The following is a 16887-nucleotide window of genomic DNA, read 5'->3' on the forward strand; positions in this document are numbered from 1 at the left end:
AACCACGGTGCGCCCGCGGGCGCGCCGCTTAGTCTTTCTTCTTACTCTCGCGCCGCCTGAGCCACCAGTGGGCGGCCACCACCACCACCACCGCGAGGATCAGCCAGATCCAGTGCTTCAGATGGGCGTCCAGATGATGCAGCCACGGGCCAACCACCTCGCCGCCGAGATAGCCAATGGTGGTAAACAGCAGGGCCCACACCAGCGCTCCGACAATATTCAGCGGCAGGAAAATGCGCGGCGGCAGGCGGCTGGCGCCGATCAGCAGGGGGCCGATTACCCGGAAGCCATACATAAAGCGGGTGCCGATGACAAACAGCCACGGCCGGTGCTGGATCATACGCTGCGCTTTACGGATCCGCGCTTTCTGACTGGCGAAACGGCGCAGGATGCGTCCCCCGAAGCGGCGACCGACCAGATAGAGCAGCTGATCGCCAATCATCCCGCCGAGGGCGACGGCGATCACCACCAGGGGAAATTTCAGTAGCCCCTGATGCGCCGCGACGCCGCCCAGCAGGGTAATGGTCTCACCTTCCGCCATGCTGCCGACGATCAGCGCCGCGTAGCCATACTGGGAAATCAGGTGATTGATATCCATAAAAAGCTTTTCTCCTTACCTCATCACCTCTTAATCATACACCCTGCTGACCAAAACGCGGCGACGCAGAATTTTCTGTGCTGTACATAAAATAATCTACAGGGTGAATTATACTTGGATCAGTGCAGTACGAAGCCGTGACAAGGGGGACGCTATGAACCATGTCTGGGGGCTCTTCGCTCATCCCAACCGGGAAATGAGCGTGATTAAGAGCGAGAATGAAACCATTTCTCATCACTATACGCATCATGTGCTGCTGATGGCGGCGGTTCCGGTAGTCTGCGCCTTTATCGGCACCACGCAGCTGGGCTGGAACTTCGGCGATGGCACCGTGATTAAACTGTCGATGCTGACCGGACTGGCGCTGGCGGTGCTGTTTTACGCCGTGATGCTCGCCGGGGTGGCGATCATGGGGCGGGTCATCTGGTGGATGGCGAGGCAGTATCCGCAGCAGCCTTCCCTGAAACGCTGCATGGTGTTTGCCGGCTACGTCGCCACCCCGCTGTTTCTGAGCGGGATTGTGGCGCTCTATCCGCTGGTCTGGCTGTGCGCGCTGGTCGGTACTATTGCGCTGTTCTATACCGGGTATCTGCTGTATCTCGGCATTCCGACCTTCCTGAGCATTAATCGGGAAGAGGGGTTAAGCTTTGCCAGCTCGACGCTAGCTATTGGGGTACTGGTGCTGGAAGTGCTGCTGGCCATCACCGTGGTGCTCTGGGGGTATGGCTACCGACTCTTCTGATCGGGCGGCACGGGTAAATATGCATTGCCGGCAAATATGTATTTTATGTCGGCAATGCAGCATTTCTTCACGATTCTTATTAGGCACAGGGCCTTACGGCGCGGTATGATGGCGTTTGCCAGCGAAGTTGCCCACTTAACCTCGCGGCGTACGTTCCATAACGTGCAAAAATACTTTTCAGAATGCCCATGATGCCGAAATTTCGAGTCTCTTTGCTCAGCCTGACCTTGCTGCTGGCTGTGCCTTTTGCGCCCCAGGCGTTAGCAAAAACCCCGACGGCGGTGACCGCCTCGCAGCCGGAAATTGCCTCCGGCAGCGCCATGATCGTCGATCTGGCCACGAAAAAAATCATTTATGCCAGCCAGCCTGATCTGGTGCGCCCGATGGCGTCGATCACCAAAGTGATGACCGCCATGGTGGTGCTCGATGCCCATCTGCCGCTGGATGAGATGCTGACGGTGGATATCAGCCATACGCCGGAAATGAAGGGGATCTACTCCCGCGTGCGCCTCAACAGCCAGATTAGTCGCCGCGATATGTTGCTGCTGGCGCTGATGTCTTCCGAGAACCGCGCGGCCGCCAGCCTGGCGCATCACTATCCGGGCGGCTACGACGCTTTTATTCGCGCGATGAACGCCAAAGCCCAGGCGCTGGGCATGACCCATACCCGCTACGTGGAGCCCACCGGCCTGTCGGTGCATAACGTCTCCACCGCCCGCGATCTGACCAAACTGCTGATCGCCAGCGAGCAGTATCCGCTGATCGGCCAGCTGAGCACCACCAAAGAAGAGACCGCCACCTTCGCCCATCCGGCCTACAGCCTGCCGTTCCGCAACACCAACCATCTGGTGTATCGCGATAACTGGAACATTCAGCTGACCAAAACCGGTTTCACCAACGCTGCCGGCCACTGCCTGATTATGCGCACGGTGATTAACCAACGTCCGGTGGCGCTGGTGGTGATGGATGCCTTCGGCAAATATACCCACTTCGCTGACGCCAGCCGCTTGCGGACCTGGATTGAAACCGGGAAGGTAATGCCGGTACCCGCCTCGGCGCTGAGCTATAAAAAGCAGCGCGAAGCGCAGATGGCGGAGGCGATGCTGAAAGGCGGCGCGCAGACCGCGCAGAACGATTAATCTGCATGTCTCACGGATGGCGGCGCATTGCGCCTTATCCGGGCTACGTGATTTGGCACCGGGTTTGCCCCCTTCGCAGGCCCGGCAAGCGCAGCGCCGCCGGGCAATATAGCCGACACCGTGCCGCGTGTGTGCCGGATGGCGTCTCGCGCCTTATCCGGCCTACGTGATTTGGCGCCGGGTTTGCCCCTTTCGTAGGCCCGGCAAGCGCAGCGCCGCCGGGCAATCAGGCCGAGTGCCGGTGTTTGTGGCGGATGGCGGCTCGCGCCTTATCCGGCCTACGTGATTTGGCGCCGGGTTCATCCCCTTCGTAGGCCCGGCAAGCGCAGCGCCGCCGGGCAATCAGGCCGAGTGCCGGTGTTTGTGCCGGATGGCGGCTCGCGCCTTATCCGGCCTACATGATTTGGCGCCGGGTTCATCCCCTTCGCAGGCCCGGCAAGCGCAGCGCCGCCGGGCAATATACCCGACACCGTGCCGCGTGTGTGGCGGATGGCGGCTCGCGCCTTATCCGGCCTACGTGATTTGGCGGCGGGTTCGCCCCCTTCGTAGGCCCGGCAAGCGCAGCGCCGCCGGACAATATACCCGACACCGTGCCGCGTGAGTGCCGGATGGCGGCTCGCGCCTTATCCGGCCTACGTGATTTGGCGCCGGGTTCATCCCCTTCGCAGGCCCGGCAAGCGCAGCGCCGCCGGGCAATCAGGCCGAGTGCCGGTGTTTGTGGCGGATGGTGGCTCGCGCTTTATCCGGGCTACGTGATTTGGCACCGGGTTCGCCCCTTTCGTAGGCCCGGCAAGCGCAGTGGACTGCACCCCAAAAGTTGGACACCCAACTGAGTAAGGTGCAATTTTATGGCTAAACCAAAGTATTCCCCTGAAACAAAACTGGCTGTGGTTAATCATTATTTGTCCGGTAAAGACGGAGAACAGAGTACAGCCGACCTTTTTGGTATTGAAAGAACATCTGTCCGTCGCTGGGTCAGGGCATGGCAGTTCCACGGTGCAGAAGGCCTGACTGCAAAAAATAATCATTATTCCGATGAATTTAAACTCGTGGTCGTCCGGGCGGTTATCAGTGACCGCCTGACGATGCGTGAAGCGGCTGCCCGGTTTAATCTCTCCGCAGAAATACTTGTCCGGCGCTGGCTCGACGTGTACAACGATGCCGGAGCGGAAGGTCTTTTAAACATGCAATGCGGACGGCCCGGACAAATGACAAAGCCAAAAAATATCCCACCACTGACAGATAAAGAGCTGGAAAAACTCTCCCCCGAAGAGCTCAGGGCCGAACTGCGTTATCTGCGGGCAGAGAATGCCTATCTAAAAAAGTTGAAAGCCTTGGTTCAGAGCGAAAAAAATGGCAAAAAGCCCTGATAATCAGTGAACTAAGGCATGAACACGCTCTGCGGGACCTTCTGCGGGCGGCCGGTATGTCCCGTAGCACGTGGTATTACAATATGAATGCACTGAAGCAAGGGGACAGGTATGCGGGTCTTAAAGAGAACATCAGGAAGATATACCACTATCACAAAGGTCGTTATGGCTACCGCAGGATCACGCTCGCACTGAGAAAACAGGGGCTGCGGATAAACCATAAAACAGTGCAGCGGCTGATGGCAGAACTGTCACTCCGGTCTGTGATAAGGGCGAAAAAATATCGTGCCTGGAAAGGGAGAACGGGCGAGGCCGCGCCCAATATCCTGAGCCGGAACTTCGGTGCGTCAAAAGCCAACGAAAAATGGGTAACAGATGTGACAGAGTTCCCGGTACAGGGAAAAAAGCTTTACCTGTCGTCAGTTCTCGATCTGTTTAACCGGGAGGTTATCGCCTACAGCCTGTCGGAAAGGCCGGTGATGGAGATGGTGAATACGATGCTGGACGGTGCGTTCCCGAAGCTCAGACCGGGAGATGCTCCGCTGCTGCACTCGGATCAGGGCTGGCATTACAGGATGAGGAGCTATCAGGAACGTTTAAAGGCGCATGGGATGACGCAGAGTATGTCGCGTAAAGGAAACTGCCTGGATAATGCAGTGATGGAAAACTTCTTCGGGACCCTGAAATCGGAGTGTTTTTATCTGAGGGAGTTCAGGAGTGTCAGTGCGCTAAGAAAAGCCGTAGAGGACTATATCCATTACTACAACAACGAGCGGATAAGCCTGAAATTAAAAGGCCTGAGTCCGGTAGAGTACCGAACCCAGGCTCTGAGAGCCGCTTAATATGAACCATCCAACTTTATGGGGTCAGTCCAGCAGCGCCGCCGGGCAATCAGGCCGAGTGCCGGTGTTTGTGCAGGATGGCGGCTGACGCCTCTACGGAACCGCGCTGAACGGTAGCCCGGTTAAGGCGTTTACGCCGCGAGCCGGGGATTTGGCGCCGGATATCACTCCGGCAGCGTCCAGTCGCCGTCACCCAGCGCGCGCTGCATAATCAACGTATCCCGCCAGTCGCCCATCTTGTAGCCGACGCTGCGCAGCTGACCCGCCACGGTAAAGCCGAACTTTTTATGGATCGCCAGCGAGCCGGCATTGTTATGGCCATCGCCGATGATCGCCAGCATCTGCCGCCACGGGCCTTTCTCGCACTCAGCGATTAGCCTGGACAGCAGCGCGCTGCCGATGCCGCGTCCGCCCATTCCGGATTCCACGTATATCGATTCCTCGAGGGTGTAGCGATAGGCCGGACGCGGGCGATAGAAGGTGGCATAGCAGTAGCCGACGATAGCCCCGCGCCACAGTGCTACCAGCCACGGCAGCCCGTTGTCGCGCACGGTCTGGATCCGTTTACGCATTTCGTCAACGGTGGGGGGGATCTCTTCGAAGGAGGCGCGGCCATTAAGCACGTGCCAGACATACAGCGCGGCGATGGCGTGCGCATCGTCGGGCAGCGCTTCGCGAATTTCTAAATCACTGTCGAGTAACGGGGCCTCTGCGGGCATGGCGGCGCTCCTGAATCTGCCGGAGAAACATTCTCCGGCGTGCAGCGTAATACAGAAGCGCCAGGCTGAATAGTCCTGCCGTCGATTATTGCGGATCCGCCGGAGAGGCTGGCGTCGGGGCCGCTTCACCCCAGTATTTCTGCTTGCTGGTTTTACCAATCCCCGGGTTCATGCTGTTGGTCGGATCGTTCTGGCGATAGAACTGCTGCAGGCTCTCCGGGGCCTCATACAGATGACCCACGTTATGCTCCGCCGGGTACTGGGCGCCGCGCGCTTTCAGTAACTCCAGCATTTTTTCCTTCAGCGCGTGGGCGTCGACCCCTTTCCTGACGATATAATCCTGATGGAACACATGGCACATAAAGTGGCCATAGTAGAGCTTATGCACCAGCTGGCTGTCGATTTCGGGCGGCAGATGTTCGAACCACTCGGTATCGTTACGCCGCAGGGCGATATCCAGCGCCAGAATATCTTCGACTTCGTCGGCATGCACCGCCTGATAGCGGATTGCCGCGCCGGCGGCGGCAAAGCGATGGAGGAACGCCTTGCTGCCTTCCTCCGGCGTACAGGCGAAGAAATCCCCCTCGGCCTGCTGAAAGTACTCCGTCAACCAACGCTGCGCTTCTTCGATGCCGTCGCCAGCCATCTTCAGCAGCAGATGATGTTCATATTTATCACGCCAGGTTTTCATCCGCTCCGGTAAATGCGCCGGAAAGACGTGGCCGAGTTTCTGCATAAAGCGGTCGGTAAAGTGCGGCTTAAACAGCGAGACTTTCTCCAGCATCGCGTCGGTGCGCCCCTTCATGGTGAAGAAGAACGGCATTTTGTCGGTGCCGAGCTTGTCGATCATCAGGAAGGTGTCTTTGCCATACTTCTCGGCGATATCGTAAATATCGCGGTGCATATATTCCCCCGCCACCGGCAGATGCTGGAACTCGGCGAGGATATGGCGGCGGATCTCGGTCAATACCTGCGGCTGGTTGGTGCCAATGTAAAACACCTGCTGGCGCTTTTCCGCCGGGAAAGTATCGAGACGCACGGCGAAAACCGCCAGCTTGCCGGCGCAGCCGGAGGATTCGAACAGGCGGTCCGGGTCGGCGTTATAGCGCGCCGGGGTGTCGGCATCGACATCGCGCACGCGGGTGACATAGTCGTGATCGTGGGCGTGGCGGCCGTCGTGCAGGACATCGCTATCGCTAATCCGTTCGTCATCGAGGCGGCTGAGGATCTGCTCCGGCGTGCTGCCGAGATCGATGCCCAGATGATTGACCAGCTTCAGCTTGCCGTCGGCGTCAATCTGCGCGAACAGCGACATCTCAGTGTAGGCCGGCCCGCGCTGCACCAGCGAGCCGCCGGAGTTGTTGCAGATCCCGCCGATGACCGATGCGCCGATGCATGACGAACCGATCACCGAGTGCGGTTCGCGTCCCAACGGTTTGAGCGCTTTTTCCAGCGAATAGAGGGTGGTGCCGGGCCAGGCCAGCACCTGCTCGCCTTTGTCCAGCAGATGCAGTTTGTCCAGGCGCAGGGTGCTGATAATCACGATCTCGCGATCGTAATCATTGCCGTTGGGGGTCGAACCTTCGGTCAGGCCGGTGTTGGCCGCCTGCATCAGAATAATTTTATCGGCGTCTACGCAGGCGTTGAGCACGCGCCAGAGCTCCAGCAGGGTACCGGGAAAGACAACCGCCAGCGCCTCGCCCTGACCGGAGCGGAAGCCTTTGCGGTAGCGCTGGGTTTTTGCCGGGTCGGTCAGCAGATGCGAAGGGCCAACCAGGCGCGCCAGGTCAGCCAGAAACGTTTTATGGGTGTCAGTGGGTGCAGATGACATGTTCCACTCCTTGTGGTGGTGCGCGAAATATCGAGGATAAGCATAGCGCTTTGTATGACAATTTGATGCATGAATGTTTCGCAAAAATCAGAGAAGAACCTTAGCATTCTGCGGGCGCGTTGTTTATATATATGGCAAACTGCGGTTTTTATTATGTTTTACCGAGTCCCCGTCTGAGATAAAGCGAGATAACAATGAAATGGCTCTGCACTGTAGGCGTCGCCGTGAGTCTGGCGCTGCAACCCGCGCTGGCGGATGAACTGTTTGGTAACCACCCCCTGACCCCGCAGGCGCGGGATGCCTTTGTCACCGACCTGCTGAAAAAAATGACGGTGGACGAGAAAATCGGCCAGCTGCGTCTGATAAGCGTTGGCCCGGATAACCCGAAAGAGGCGATCCGTGAAATGATCAAGAACGGTCAGGTGGGGGCGATTTTTAACACCGTTACCCGCCCGGATATCCGTGTAATGCAGGATCAGGTGATGCAGCTTAGCCGCCTGAAGATCCCGCTGTTCTTTGCCTACGATGTGCTGCACGGTCAGCGCACCGTGTTTCCGATAAGCCTCGGCCTGGCCTCGTCGTTTAACCTTGATGCGGTGAAGACCGTGGGCCGCGTGTCAGCTTATGAAGCCGCCGATGACGGCTTGAACATGACCTGGGCGCCGATGGTCGACGTCTCCCGCGACCCGCGCTGGGGACGCGCTTCCGAAGGGTTCGGGGAAGACACCTATCTGACCACGATGATGGGCCAGGCGATGGTGGAGTCGATGCAGGGCAAGAGCCCGGCGGACCGCTATTCGGTGATGACCAGCGTCAAGCATTTCGCCGCCTACGGCGCGGTAGAGGGCGGGAAAGAGTACAATACGGTCGACATGAGCCCGCAGCGCCTGTTCAACGACTATATGCCGCCGTACAAAGCCGGACTTGATGCCGGCAGCGGCGCGGTGATGGTGGCCCTGAACTCGCTGAACGGCACCCCGGCGACCTCTGATTCCTGGCTGCTGAAAGACGTCCTGCGCGACCAGTGGGGCTTTAAAGGCATCACCGTTTCCGACCACGGCGCCATCAAAGAGTTGATTAAGCACGGCGTGGCCTCCGACCCGGAAGACGCGGTGCGCGTAGCGCTGAAGTCCGGCATCAACATGAGCATGAGCGACGAGTATTACAGTAAGTACCTGCCGGGGCTGGTGAAGTCCGGCAAGGTGACCATGGCCGAGCTGGATGATGCCACCCGACACGTGCTCAACGTCAAATATGATATGGGACTGTTCAACGATCCCTACAGCCACCTGGGACCGAAAGATTCTGACCCGCAGGACACCAATGCGGAAAGTCGTCTGCATCGTAAAGAGGCGCGCGAAGTGGCTCGCGAGAGCCTGGTGCTGCTGAAGAACCGTCTTGATACGCTGCCGCTGAAAAAATCCGGCACTATCGCGGTGGTGGGCGCGCTGGCGGACAGCAAGCGCGACATGATGGGCAGCTGGTCCGCGGCCGGGGTGGCCGACCAGTCGGTGACCGTCCTGACCGGCATCAAAGAAGCGCTGGGCGATAACGGCAAAGTGATTTACGCCAAAGGGGCGAACGTTACCGATGACAAAGGCATTGTCGATTTCCTCAATTTGTATGAGAACGCGGTGCAGGTTGACCCACGCTCGCCGCAGGAAATGATCGACGAAGCGGTCGCGGCGGCGAAGCAATCCGATGTGGTGGTCGCCGTGGTGGGCGAGGCGCAGGGCATGGCGCATGAGGCCTCCAGCCGGACCGATATCACCCTGCCGCAGAGCCAGCGCAATCTGATTGCCGCTCTTAAAGCCACCGGCAAACCGCTGGTGCTGGTGCTGATGAACGGGCGTCCGCTGGCGCTGGTGAAAGAGGATCAGCAAGCCGATGCGCTGCTGGAGACCTGGTTTGCTGGCACCGAAGGCGGCCACGCCATCGCCGACGTGCTGTTTGGCGACTACAACCCGTCGGGCAAGCTGCCGATGTCTTTCCCGCGCTCGGTGGGGCAGATCCCAACCTACTACAGCCACCTGAATACCGGCCGGCCGTATAATCCGGAGAAGCCGAACAAGTACACCTCGCGTTACTTCGATGAAGCCAATGGCCCGCTGTATCCGTTTGGTTACGGCCTGAGCTACACCACCTTTAGCGTCTCCGATGTCAACATGTCGTCGGCCACCATGCCGCGCGATGGCAGCGTGACCGCCAGCGTGCAGGTGACCAACACCGGCAATCGCGAAGGGGCGACGGTGATCCAGCTCTACCTGCAGGACGTCACCGCCTCCATGAGCCGGCCGGTGAAAATGCTGCGCGGCTTTAAAAAGGTCACCCTCAAACCGGGCGAAACGCAAACCGTTAGCTTCCCAATCGACGTCGACGCGCTGAAGTTCTGGAATCAGCAAATGAAATACGTTGCTGAGCCGGGCAAATTCAATGTCTTTATCGGCGTGGACTCCGCCCGCGTGAAGCAGAGCGAATTTGAGCTGCTGTAAGGCATCGCTCTTAAGTCCAACGTCACGCTTTAAAGGCCGATTAATCGGCCTTTTCTTTTTCGCATCGCTGGCAAATGGGCTACGCTTTTCTCTTAAGCTTCTGTAAGCGAAGCGCAAAAGAACTGAGGGAAGCGGGATGAAGATGGCAATGAAATGGTCCGGCGCGCTGGCGCTGGCCGCCCTGATAAGTTTACCGCTGCAGGCGGCGGAGCCGGTGAAGGTCGGCTCGAAAATTGATACCGAAGGCGCGCTGCTGGGCAATATGATCCAGCAGGTGCTGGAAAGCCACGGCGTAAAAACGATTAATAAAATCCAGCTCGGCACCACGCCGGTGGTGCGCGGGGCGATTGTCGCCGGCGAGCTGGATATCTACCCGGAATATACCGGCAATGGCGCCTTCTTCTTCAAAGATGAAAACGACCCGGCGTGGAAGAATGCCCAACAGGGCTATGAGAAGGTGAAGCGCCTCGATCAGGAGAAACATCAGCTGGTATGGCTCACCCCGGCGCCGGCCAACAACACCTGGACTATCGCCGTGCGCCAGGACCTGGCGGAGAAAAATAAGCTGACCTCGCTGGCCGACCTCAGTCGCTACCTGAAGCAGGGCGGCGAATTTAAGCTGGCGGCTTCGGCGGAATTTATTGAGCGCCCGGACGCGCTGCCGGCGTTTGAAAAAGCGTATGGCTTCAACCTCAACCAGAACCAGCTGCTGTCGCTGGCCGGGGGCGATACGGCGGTGACCATCAAAGCGGCGGCGCAACAGACCTCCGGCGTTAACGCGGCGATGGCCTACGGCACCGATGGCCCGGTGGCGGCCCTGGGGTTACAGACGCTGAGCGACCCGCAGGGCGTGCAGCCGATATATGCCCCGACGCCGGTGGTGCGCGAGGCGGTGCTCAAGGCCTACCCGCAGATCGCCGACTGGCTGCAGCCGGTCTTCGCCAGCCTCGATGAAAAAACGCTGCAGCAGCTGAACGCCCGCATTGCGGTGGAGGGCCAGGATGCGAAGCGCGTGGCGGCAGATTATCTGCAGCAGAAAGGCCTGCTGAAGTAAGCCACCGGTGACCATTCGCTGTACTCATCGCGTCGGCCTGCTGCTGACAGGTCTGCTGCTGGTTACGCTGGCGCTGCCGTTTATTACTTACGCGCCGAATCGCTTACTCTCCGGCGAAGGGCGCGGGCTGTGGCAGGTAATGCCCTGGCTCGCCGGCGTTCAGCTGGCGGCGGCCCTTGCCGGGATGCTGCTTTGCTGGCTGCCGGGCAGGGCCGCGCCGCTTCTTCACCTGCTGCTGGCCGAACTGCTCTTCCCGCTGCTTATCTGGGGCAGCGGCCAGGCGGCGCTTGAGCTCTCCCGCCACGGCTCGCCGCTGGCGCGCACCTCGCCCGGCAGCGGCCTGTGGTTGTCGCTGGCGCTTTGTCTGCTGCTGGCCAGCGAGGCCATCCGTCATCTTACCGTCCGGCCGCTCTGGCGCTGGCTGCTCAATGCGCAAGTCTGGCTGTTGCCCATCATCCTGCTCGCTATCGGGGCGCTCGATCAGCTCTCCTTGCTGAAGGAGTATGCCAACCGTCAGGAGGTATTTGATGACGCCCTGCGCCAGCATCTGCTTCTGCTGTTCGGCACCCTGCTGCCGGGCCTGCTGATTGGCCTGCCGCTGGGGGTATGGCTGTGGCGGCGTCCGCGCTGGCAGGCGCCAGCTTTCACCGCGCTCAATGTGATCCAGACTATTCCGTCGGTAGCGCTTTTTGGCCTGCTGATTGCGCCGCTTGCCGGTCTGGCGCGTTATTTCCCGACGCTGGGCGAGCTGGGCGTCTCCGGGACCGGCGTGGCGCCAGCCCTGATCGCTCTCACTCTCTATGCGCTACTGCCGCTGGTGCGCGGGGTGGTGACCGGCCTGCAGCAGGTACCGCAGGATGCCCTGGAAAGCGCGACGGCAATGGGCATGAGCGCCGGGCAGCGCTTTCGTCAGGTGCAGCTTCCGCTGGCGATGCCGGTACTGCTGCGCAGCCTGCGGGTGGTCAGCGTGCAAACCGTCGGCATGGCGGTAGTGGCCGCGCTGATCGGCGCCGGCGGCTTTGGCGCGCTGGTTTTTCAGGGGCTGCTGAGCAGTGCGCTGGATCTGGTGCTGCTGGGCGTGGTGCCGACCATTGCCCTGGCGGTGGTGGTGGATGCCCTGTTCGCCCTGTGGGGCGCCTGGCTAAAAGGAGAGGCCAATGATTGAATTTCAAGGGGTCAGCAAAGTGTTTGCCGGCCACCCGGCGGTGAAGGACCTGACCCTGGAGCTGCGCGAAGGCGCTTTCTCGGTGCTGGTGGGGACTTCCGGCTCGGGCAAGTCGACGACGCTGAAGATGATCAACCGTCTGCTGGAGCCGGACCGGGGCACTATTCGCTTTGCCGGCGAGGACATTCGCCAGCAGCCGGTCCTGACCCTGCGGCGGCGGATGGGCTATGCCATCCAGTCCATCGGCCTGTTTCCCCACTGGACGGTGGCGCAGAATATCGCCACCGTGCCGCAGCTGCAAAGATGGCCGCAGGCAAGGATCGCCGACCGGATCGACGAGCTGATGGCGCTGCTGGGGCTGGAGGCGACGCTGCGCGACCGTTACCCGCATCAGCTCTCCGGCGGCCAGCAGCAGCGGGTGGGGGTGGCGCGGGCGCTGGCGGCAGATCCGGAGGTGCTGTTGATGGATGAGCCCTTCGGCGCCCTCGACCCGGTGACCCGCGAGGCGCTGCAGCAGGAGATGCTGCGCATCCACCGTCTGCTGGGACGGACGATTGTGCTGGTGACCCATGATATTGACGAAGCGCTGCGTCTGGCGGACCACCTGGTGCTGATGGACGGGGGCGAGGTGGTCCAGCAGGGGGCGCCGCTGGAGATGCTCCTGCGACCGAAAAATAGCTTTGTACAGACCTTTTTTGGTCGTAGCGAGCTGGGCGTGCGCCTGCTGTCGCTGCGCGAGGTGGGGGACTATTTGCGTCCCGACGAACGGCTGGCGGGCGAGGGGCTGACCGTCACCATGACCCTGCGGGAAGCGCTGTCGCAGTTTGTCGCCCGGCGCTGCGAGACGCTGCCGGTGGTCGATGCCGAAGGCAGGCCCTGCGGTACGCTGCATTTTGCCGATCTGCTGCGTCAGGAGATGAGCCATGAAGGCGCTTCGTGAGCCGCTGTGGTGGCTTATCGCGCTGTTTATCGGCCTGCTGGCAGGGCTGCCCTACAGCGCGCCGCTGTTCAGTCGGCTGTTCCCGGAGCTGCCGCGGCCGGTCTACCAGCAGGAGAGCTTCTGGGCGCTCACTCTCGATCACGGCTGGCTGGTGGTGGCGTCCAGCCTCGCGGCAACGGCAATCGGGCTGGGGGCTGGGGTGGCGGTCACCCGGCCCGCCGGCGGCGCGTTTCGTCCGCTGGTGGAGACCATCGCCGCTATCGGGCAGACCTTTCCGCCGGTGGCGGTGCTGGCGATGGCGGTGCCGGTGCTGGGCTTTGGCTGGCTGCCGGCGCTGATAGCCCTCGCGTTGTATGGCATACTGCCGGTGCTGCAGGGGACGCTGGCCGGGCTGGGTTCGATACCGCCGGGGGTGTCAGGTGTGGCTGAAGGGATGGGAATGACCGGCTGGCAGCGTCTGTATAAGGTGGAGCTACCGCTGGCGGCCCCGGTGATCCTGGCGGGGATCCGCACCTCGGTCATCGTCAATATTGGTACCGCGACCATTGCCTCGACGGTTGGGGCCAGTACGCTCGGGACGCCGATCATCATCGGCCTGAGCGGCTTTAATACCGCCTATATTGTTCAGGGGGCGCTGCTGGTGGCCCTGGCGGCGATTATCGTCGACCGCGCGTTTGAGCGTCTGACCCGCTGGATCAGCCGACACCGCCACGCACAATAAAGGAATAGCCGGCCAGCATTACGCCGCTGATCCCGCCGATGGCCATAAGTAAGAAGAGAGTGACGACCGCGATTTTCGCTGGCTTCATAATAGGCTCCTGATGTTAACAGGGGGATTATACGGTGAAGCGCAGGTGTTAATGAAACATTAATTGCGGTTTAGCGCGCCGCGCCGGGCTTTTTGCCGCGTTTGCTGCGCAACGCGCCGCAAAAAAGTGTGATCCTGGCCGTAATTTTTCATTTTTATGCAGGGCTTCAAAGAAAGTTTTCGCCAGGCAGGGTATGGTACGCGCTTTCAGGCATGTGTGGTTTGCGGGTATGTACGAGTTTGATCTGGTGTTGCTGCTGCTTCAGCAGATGTGCGTATTTTTGGTCATCGCGTGGTTGATGAGCAAAACCCGACTGTTTATCCCCCTGATGCAAGTCACCGTTCGCCTGCCGCACAAGCTGCTGTGCTACGTCACCTTCTCCATTTTCTGCATTATGGGGACCTATTTCGGTCTGCATATCGAAGACTCCATCGCCAACACCCGCGCCATCGGCGCCGTGATGGGCGGCCTGCTCGGCGGGCCGGTGGTCGGCGGGCTGGTAGGGCTCACCGGCGGCCTGCACCGCTACTCGCTGGGGGGAATGACCGCCTTAAGCTGCATGGTCTCCACCATCGTTGAGGGGCTGCTGGGCGGTCTGGTGCACAGCGTGCTGGTCAAACGCGGCCGGCCGGACAAAGTCTTTAGCCCGCTGACCGCCGGGGCGATCACCTTCGTGGCCGAGCTGGTGCAGATGATGATCATTCTGCTGATTGCCCGCCCGTTCCAGGACGCCCTGCATCTGGTGCAGAGCATTGCCGCGCCGATGATGGTCACCAATACCGTCGGAGCGGCGCTGTTTATGCGCATTCTGCTGGATAAACGGGCGATGTTTGAGAAGTACACCTCCGCCTTTTCCGCCACGGCGCTGAAGGTGGCGGCGTCCACCGAGGGGATCCTGCGTCAGGGATTCAACGAAGAGAATAGCATGAAGGTGGCCCAGGTGCTGATCCAGGAGCTGGACATCGGCGCGGTGGCGATCACCGATCGCGACAAGCTGCTGGCGTTTACCGGCATCGGCGACGACCACCATCTGCCGGGCAAGCCTATTTCCTCCTCGTATACGCAACGGGCGATTGAGACCGGGGAGGTGGTCTACGCCGACGGCAACGAGGTGCCTTACCGCTGCTCGATTCATCCGCACTGTAAGCTGGGGTCGACGCTGGTGATCCCCCTGCGCGGCGAGAACCAACGGGTGATAGGCACCATTAAACTGTATGAGGCGAAAAATCGCCTGTTCAGTTCGATCAACCGCACCCTCGGGGAGGGGATTGCCCAGCTGCTGTCGGCGCAGATCCTCGCCGGACAGTACGAGCGGCAGAAGGCGCTGCTGACGCAATCCGAAATCAAGCTCCTGCACGCCCAGGTCAACCCGCACTTCCTGTTTAACGCGCTTAACACGCTGAAGGCGGTGATCCGCCGCGACAGCGATCAGGCCGGCCAGCTGGTGCAGTATCTATCGACCTTCTTTCGCAAGAACCTGAAACGGCCGACGGAAATTGTCACTCTTGCCGATGAGATCGAGCATGTTAACGCCTATCTGCAGATTGAGAAGGCTCGCTTTCAGGCTAACCTGCAGATCCAGATGGCGGTGCCGGAAGGGCTGGCGCATCACCAGCTGCCGGCCTTTACCCTGCAGCCGATCGTGGAGAACGCCATTAAGCATGGTACATCGCAACATCTTGGCGTCGGCGAAATTACCATCCGCGCCAGCCAGGACGATCGCTGGCTGCAGCTGGATATCGAAGATAACGCCGGGCTGTACCGGGCCAACCCCCAGGCCAGCGGGCTGGGGATGAATCTGGTGGACAGGCGGCTGCGGGCGCGTTTTGGCGCCGACTGCGGCATCAGCGTCACCTGCGAGCCGGAGCGCTTTACCCGTGTCACCCTACGTCTGCCCCTGGAGGAGAATGCATGCTGAGAGTATTGATCGTCGATGATGAGCCGCTGGCGCGGGAAAACCTGCGCATTTTGCTGGAGACACAGCGCGATATCGAGATCGTCGGCGAGTGCGGCAACGCGGTGGAGGCCATTGGCGCGGTGCATAAGCTGCGTCCCGACGTGCTGTTTCTCGACATCCAGATGCCGCGCATCAGCGGTCTGGAGATGGTCGGGATGCTCGACCCGGAGCACCGCCCCTATATCGTGTTTCTCACCGCCTTTGATGAATACGCGGTGAAAGCCTTTGAGGAGCATGCCTTTGACTATCTGCTGAAGCCGATTGAAGCTGCCCGGCTGGAGAAAACCCTCGCCCGCCTGCGCCAGGAGCGTAATCTGCAGGATGTGTCGCTGCTGGATGATGCTCAGCAGACGCTGAAATACATTCCCTGTACCGGCCACAGTCGTATCTGGCTGCTGCAGATGGAGGATGTGGCCTTCGTCAGCAGCCGGATGAGCGGCATCTACGTGACCGACCGCGAGGGAAAAGAGGGCTTTACCGAACTGACCCTGCGCACCCTTGAGAGCCGCACGCCGTTGCTGCGCTGCCATCGCCAGTATCTGGTGAATATGGCGCACCTGAAGGAGATTCGCCTGGAGGAGAATGGTCAGGCGGAGCTGCTGATGCGCGCCGGGCAAACGGTGCCGGTGAGCCGACGCTATTTAAAAAGCCTGAAAGAGGCGATTGGCCTGTAAAGCTGGTACACTGCGCCCCATTGCATCATCGACAGTAAAAGGCCCTCATGCTCAGTAATGATATTCTTCGTAGCCTGCGCTACACCCTGAAAGTCAATAATAACGATATGGTGCGCATTCTCGCGCTCTCCGCTATGGAATCCACCGCCGCCAGCTTCGACACCTGGACGACGAAAGAGGATGAAGAGGGCTTTGTTCGCTGCCCGGACATTATCCTGTCGGGTTTCCTGAACGGCCTTATCTATGACAAGCGCGGCAAAGATGATTCGGCCCCGGAGCTGGCGCTGGAGCGTCGGGTGAATAACAACACGGTGCTGAAAAAGCTGCGGATCGCCTTCTCGCTGAAAACGGACGATATCCAGGCGATTATGAGCGAGCAGAAATACCGGGTGTCGGTGCCGGAGATCACCGCCATGATGCGCTCGCCTGACCACAAAAACTACCGCGAGTGCGGCGACCAGTTTCTGCGCAATTTCCTGCGCGGACTGACCCAGCGGGTGCATAACCCGAAGGCATGATTTTTTGCCGGGTGGCGGCTTCGCCTGACCCGGCCTA

At 60.2% G+C, this 16887-nt stretch carries 15 protein-coding genes; 11 read left to right on the forward strand and 4 right to left on the reverse strand.

The window, feature by feature from the left end; all coding sequences use genetic code 11:
* Positions 1 to 28: 28 nt before the first annotated feature.
* Positions 29 to 598 (reverse strand): DedA family protein, encoded by a 570-nt coding sequence (locus tag KB892_RS06905; protein WP_002912833.1) that lies wholly within the window; start codon positions 596 to 598, stop codon positions 29 to 31.
* Positions 599 to 752: 154 nt separating this feature from the next.
* Here KB892_RS06905 and KB892_RS06910 point away from each other — a divergent pair, with 154 nt between their 5' ends.
* The 3 genes from KB892_RS06910 (at position 753) to KB892_RS06920 (ending at position 4691) form a co-directional block, all read left to right on the forward strand.
* Positions 753 to 1340, forward strand: coding sequence for a Yip1 family protein (locus KB892_RS06910; protein WP_004144230.1), 588 nt, complete (start codon positions 753 to 755; stop codon positions 1338 to 1340).
* A gap of 188 nt (positions 1341 to 1528) precedes the next feature.
* The gene (gene pbpG / locus KB892_RS06915; RefSeq protein ID WP_004180615.1) at positions 1529 to 2479 is read left to right on the forward strand and encodes a D-alanyl-D-alanine endopeptidase; all 951 of its coding nucleotides are present in this window, start codon (positions 1529 to 1531) and stop codon (positions 2477 to 2479) included.
* 848 nt (positions 2480 to 3327) lie between these two features.
* Positions 3328 to 4691, forward strand: a protein-coding gene (locus tag KB892_RS06920) for an IS3-like element ISKpn1 family transposase (protein ID WP_085955203.1) whose coding sequence is annotated in 2 segments (ribosomal slippage) — positions 3328 to 3796 and positions 3796 to 4691 — 1365 coding nt in all. Because the reading frame shifts where the segments join, the coding sequence is not laid out codon by codon here.
* Between the two features lie 164 nt (positions 4692 to 4855).
* Here the strand turns inward: KB892_RS06920 and KB892_RS06925 are convergent.
* Together KB892_RS06925 and dld are read right to left on the reverse strand one after the other, a co-directional pair.
* Entirely contained in the window at positions 4856 to 5410 is a 555-nt protein-coding gene (locus tag KB892_RS06925; protein WP_002912829.1) for a GNAT family N-acetyltransferase, read from the reverse strand.
* A gap of 85 nt (positions 5411 to 5495) precedes the next feature.
* Entirely contained in the window at positions 5496 to 7241 is a 1746-nt protein-coding gene (dld, locus tag KB892_RS06930; protein WP_002912827.1) for a D-lactate dehydrogenase, read from the reverse strand.
* Positions 7242 to 7435: 194 nt separating this feature from the next.
* Here dld and bglX point away from each other — a divergent pair, with 194 nt between their 5' ends.
* The 5 genes from bglX to KB892_RS06955 all read left to right on the forward strand — a co-directional run bounded on the left by bglX (position 7436) and on the right by KB892_RS06955 (position 13613).
* Entirely contained in the window at positions 7436 to 9733 is a 2298-nt protein-coding gene (bglX, locus tag KB892_RS06935; RefSeq protein WP_002912825.1) for a beta-glucosidase BglX, read from the forward strand.
* A 136-nt stretch (positions 9734 to 9869) separates the two neighbouring features.
* A complete protein-coding gene (locus tag KB892_RS06940) occupies positions 9870 to 10787 on the forward strand; it encodes a glycine betaine ABC transporter substrate-binding protein OsmF (protein WP_004144225.1) in 918 nt (305 codons plus the stop codon).
* A gap of 7 nt (positions 10788 to 10794) precedes the next feature.
* Positions 10795 to 11952, forward strand: a complete 1158-nt coding sequence (locus KB892_RS06945; protein ID WP_004144224.1) for an ABC transporter permease — start codon at positions 10795 to 10797, stop codon at positions 11950 to 11952.
* Positions 11945 to 12892, forward strand: coding sequence for an ABC transporter ATP-binding protein (locus KB892_RS06950; RefSeq protein ID WP_014907199.1), 948 nt, complete (start codon positions 11945 to 11947; stop codon positions 12890 to 12892). The genes KB892_RS06945 and KB892_RS06950 overlap by 8 nt, the downstream gene beginning before the upstream one ends.
* Positions 12876 to 13613: an ABC transporter permease gene (locus KB892_RS06955; RefSeq protein ID WP_004180609.1), complete on the forward strand. Its 738-nt coding sequence runs from the start codon at positions 12876 to 12878 to the stop codon at positions 13611 to 13613. Before KB892_RS06950 ends, KB892_RS06955 begins: the two co-directional genes overlap by 17 nt.
* Here the strand turns inward: KB892_RS06955 and KB892_RS06960 are convergent.
* Complete coding sequence (locus KB892_RS06960) at positions 13588 to 13701, reverse strand: protein YohO (protein WP_002912762.1); 114 nt, start codon at positions 13699 to 13701, stop codon at positions 13588 to 13590. The genes KB892_RS06955 and KB892_RS06960 overlap by 26 nt on opposite strands.
* 229 nt (positions 13702 to 13930) lie before the next feature.
* Here KB892_RS06960 and KB892_RS06965 point away from each other — a divergent pair, with 229 nt between their 5' ends.
* From KB892_RS06965 to KB892_RS06975, 3 genes are read left to right on the forward strand one after another with little or no spacing between them, the layout of a single operon-like run.
* On the forward strand, positions 13931 to 15619 hold the full coding sequence (locus KB892_RS06965; protein WP_002912760.1) for a sensor histidine kinase: 1689 nt from the start codon (positions 13931 to 13933) through the stop codon (positions 15617 to 15619).
* The gene (gene btsR / locus KB892_RS06970; protein ID WP_004144215.1) at positions 15613 to 16332 is read left to right on the forward strand and encodes a two-component system response regulator BtsR; all 720 of its coding nucleotides are present in this window, start codon (positions 15613 to 15615) and stop codon (positions 16330 to 16332) included. The genes KB892_RS06965 and btsR overlap by 7 nt, the downstream gene beginning before the upstream one ends.
* Positions 16333 to 16379: 47 nt before the next feature.
* Complete coding sequence (locus KB892_RS06975) at positions 16380 to 16850, forward strand: YehS family protein (RefSeq protein ID WP_002912756.1); 471 nt, start codon at positions 16380 to 16382, stop codon at positions 16848 to 16850.
* The last annotated feature ends 37 nt before the right edge of the window (positions 16851 to 16887 follow it).

The organism is Klebsiella sp. P1927 (assembly GCF_018204675.1).
In the GTDB taxonomy this organism is placed as follows: Bacteria; Pseudomonadota; Gammaproteobacteria; order Enterobacterales; family Enterobacteriaceae; genus Klebsiella; species Klebsiella pneumoniae.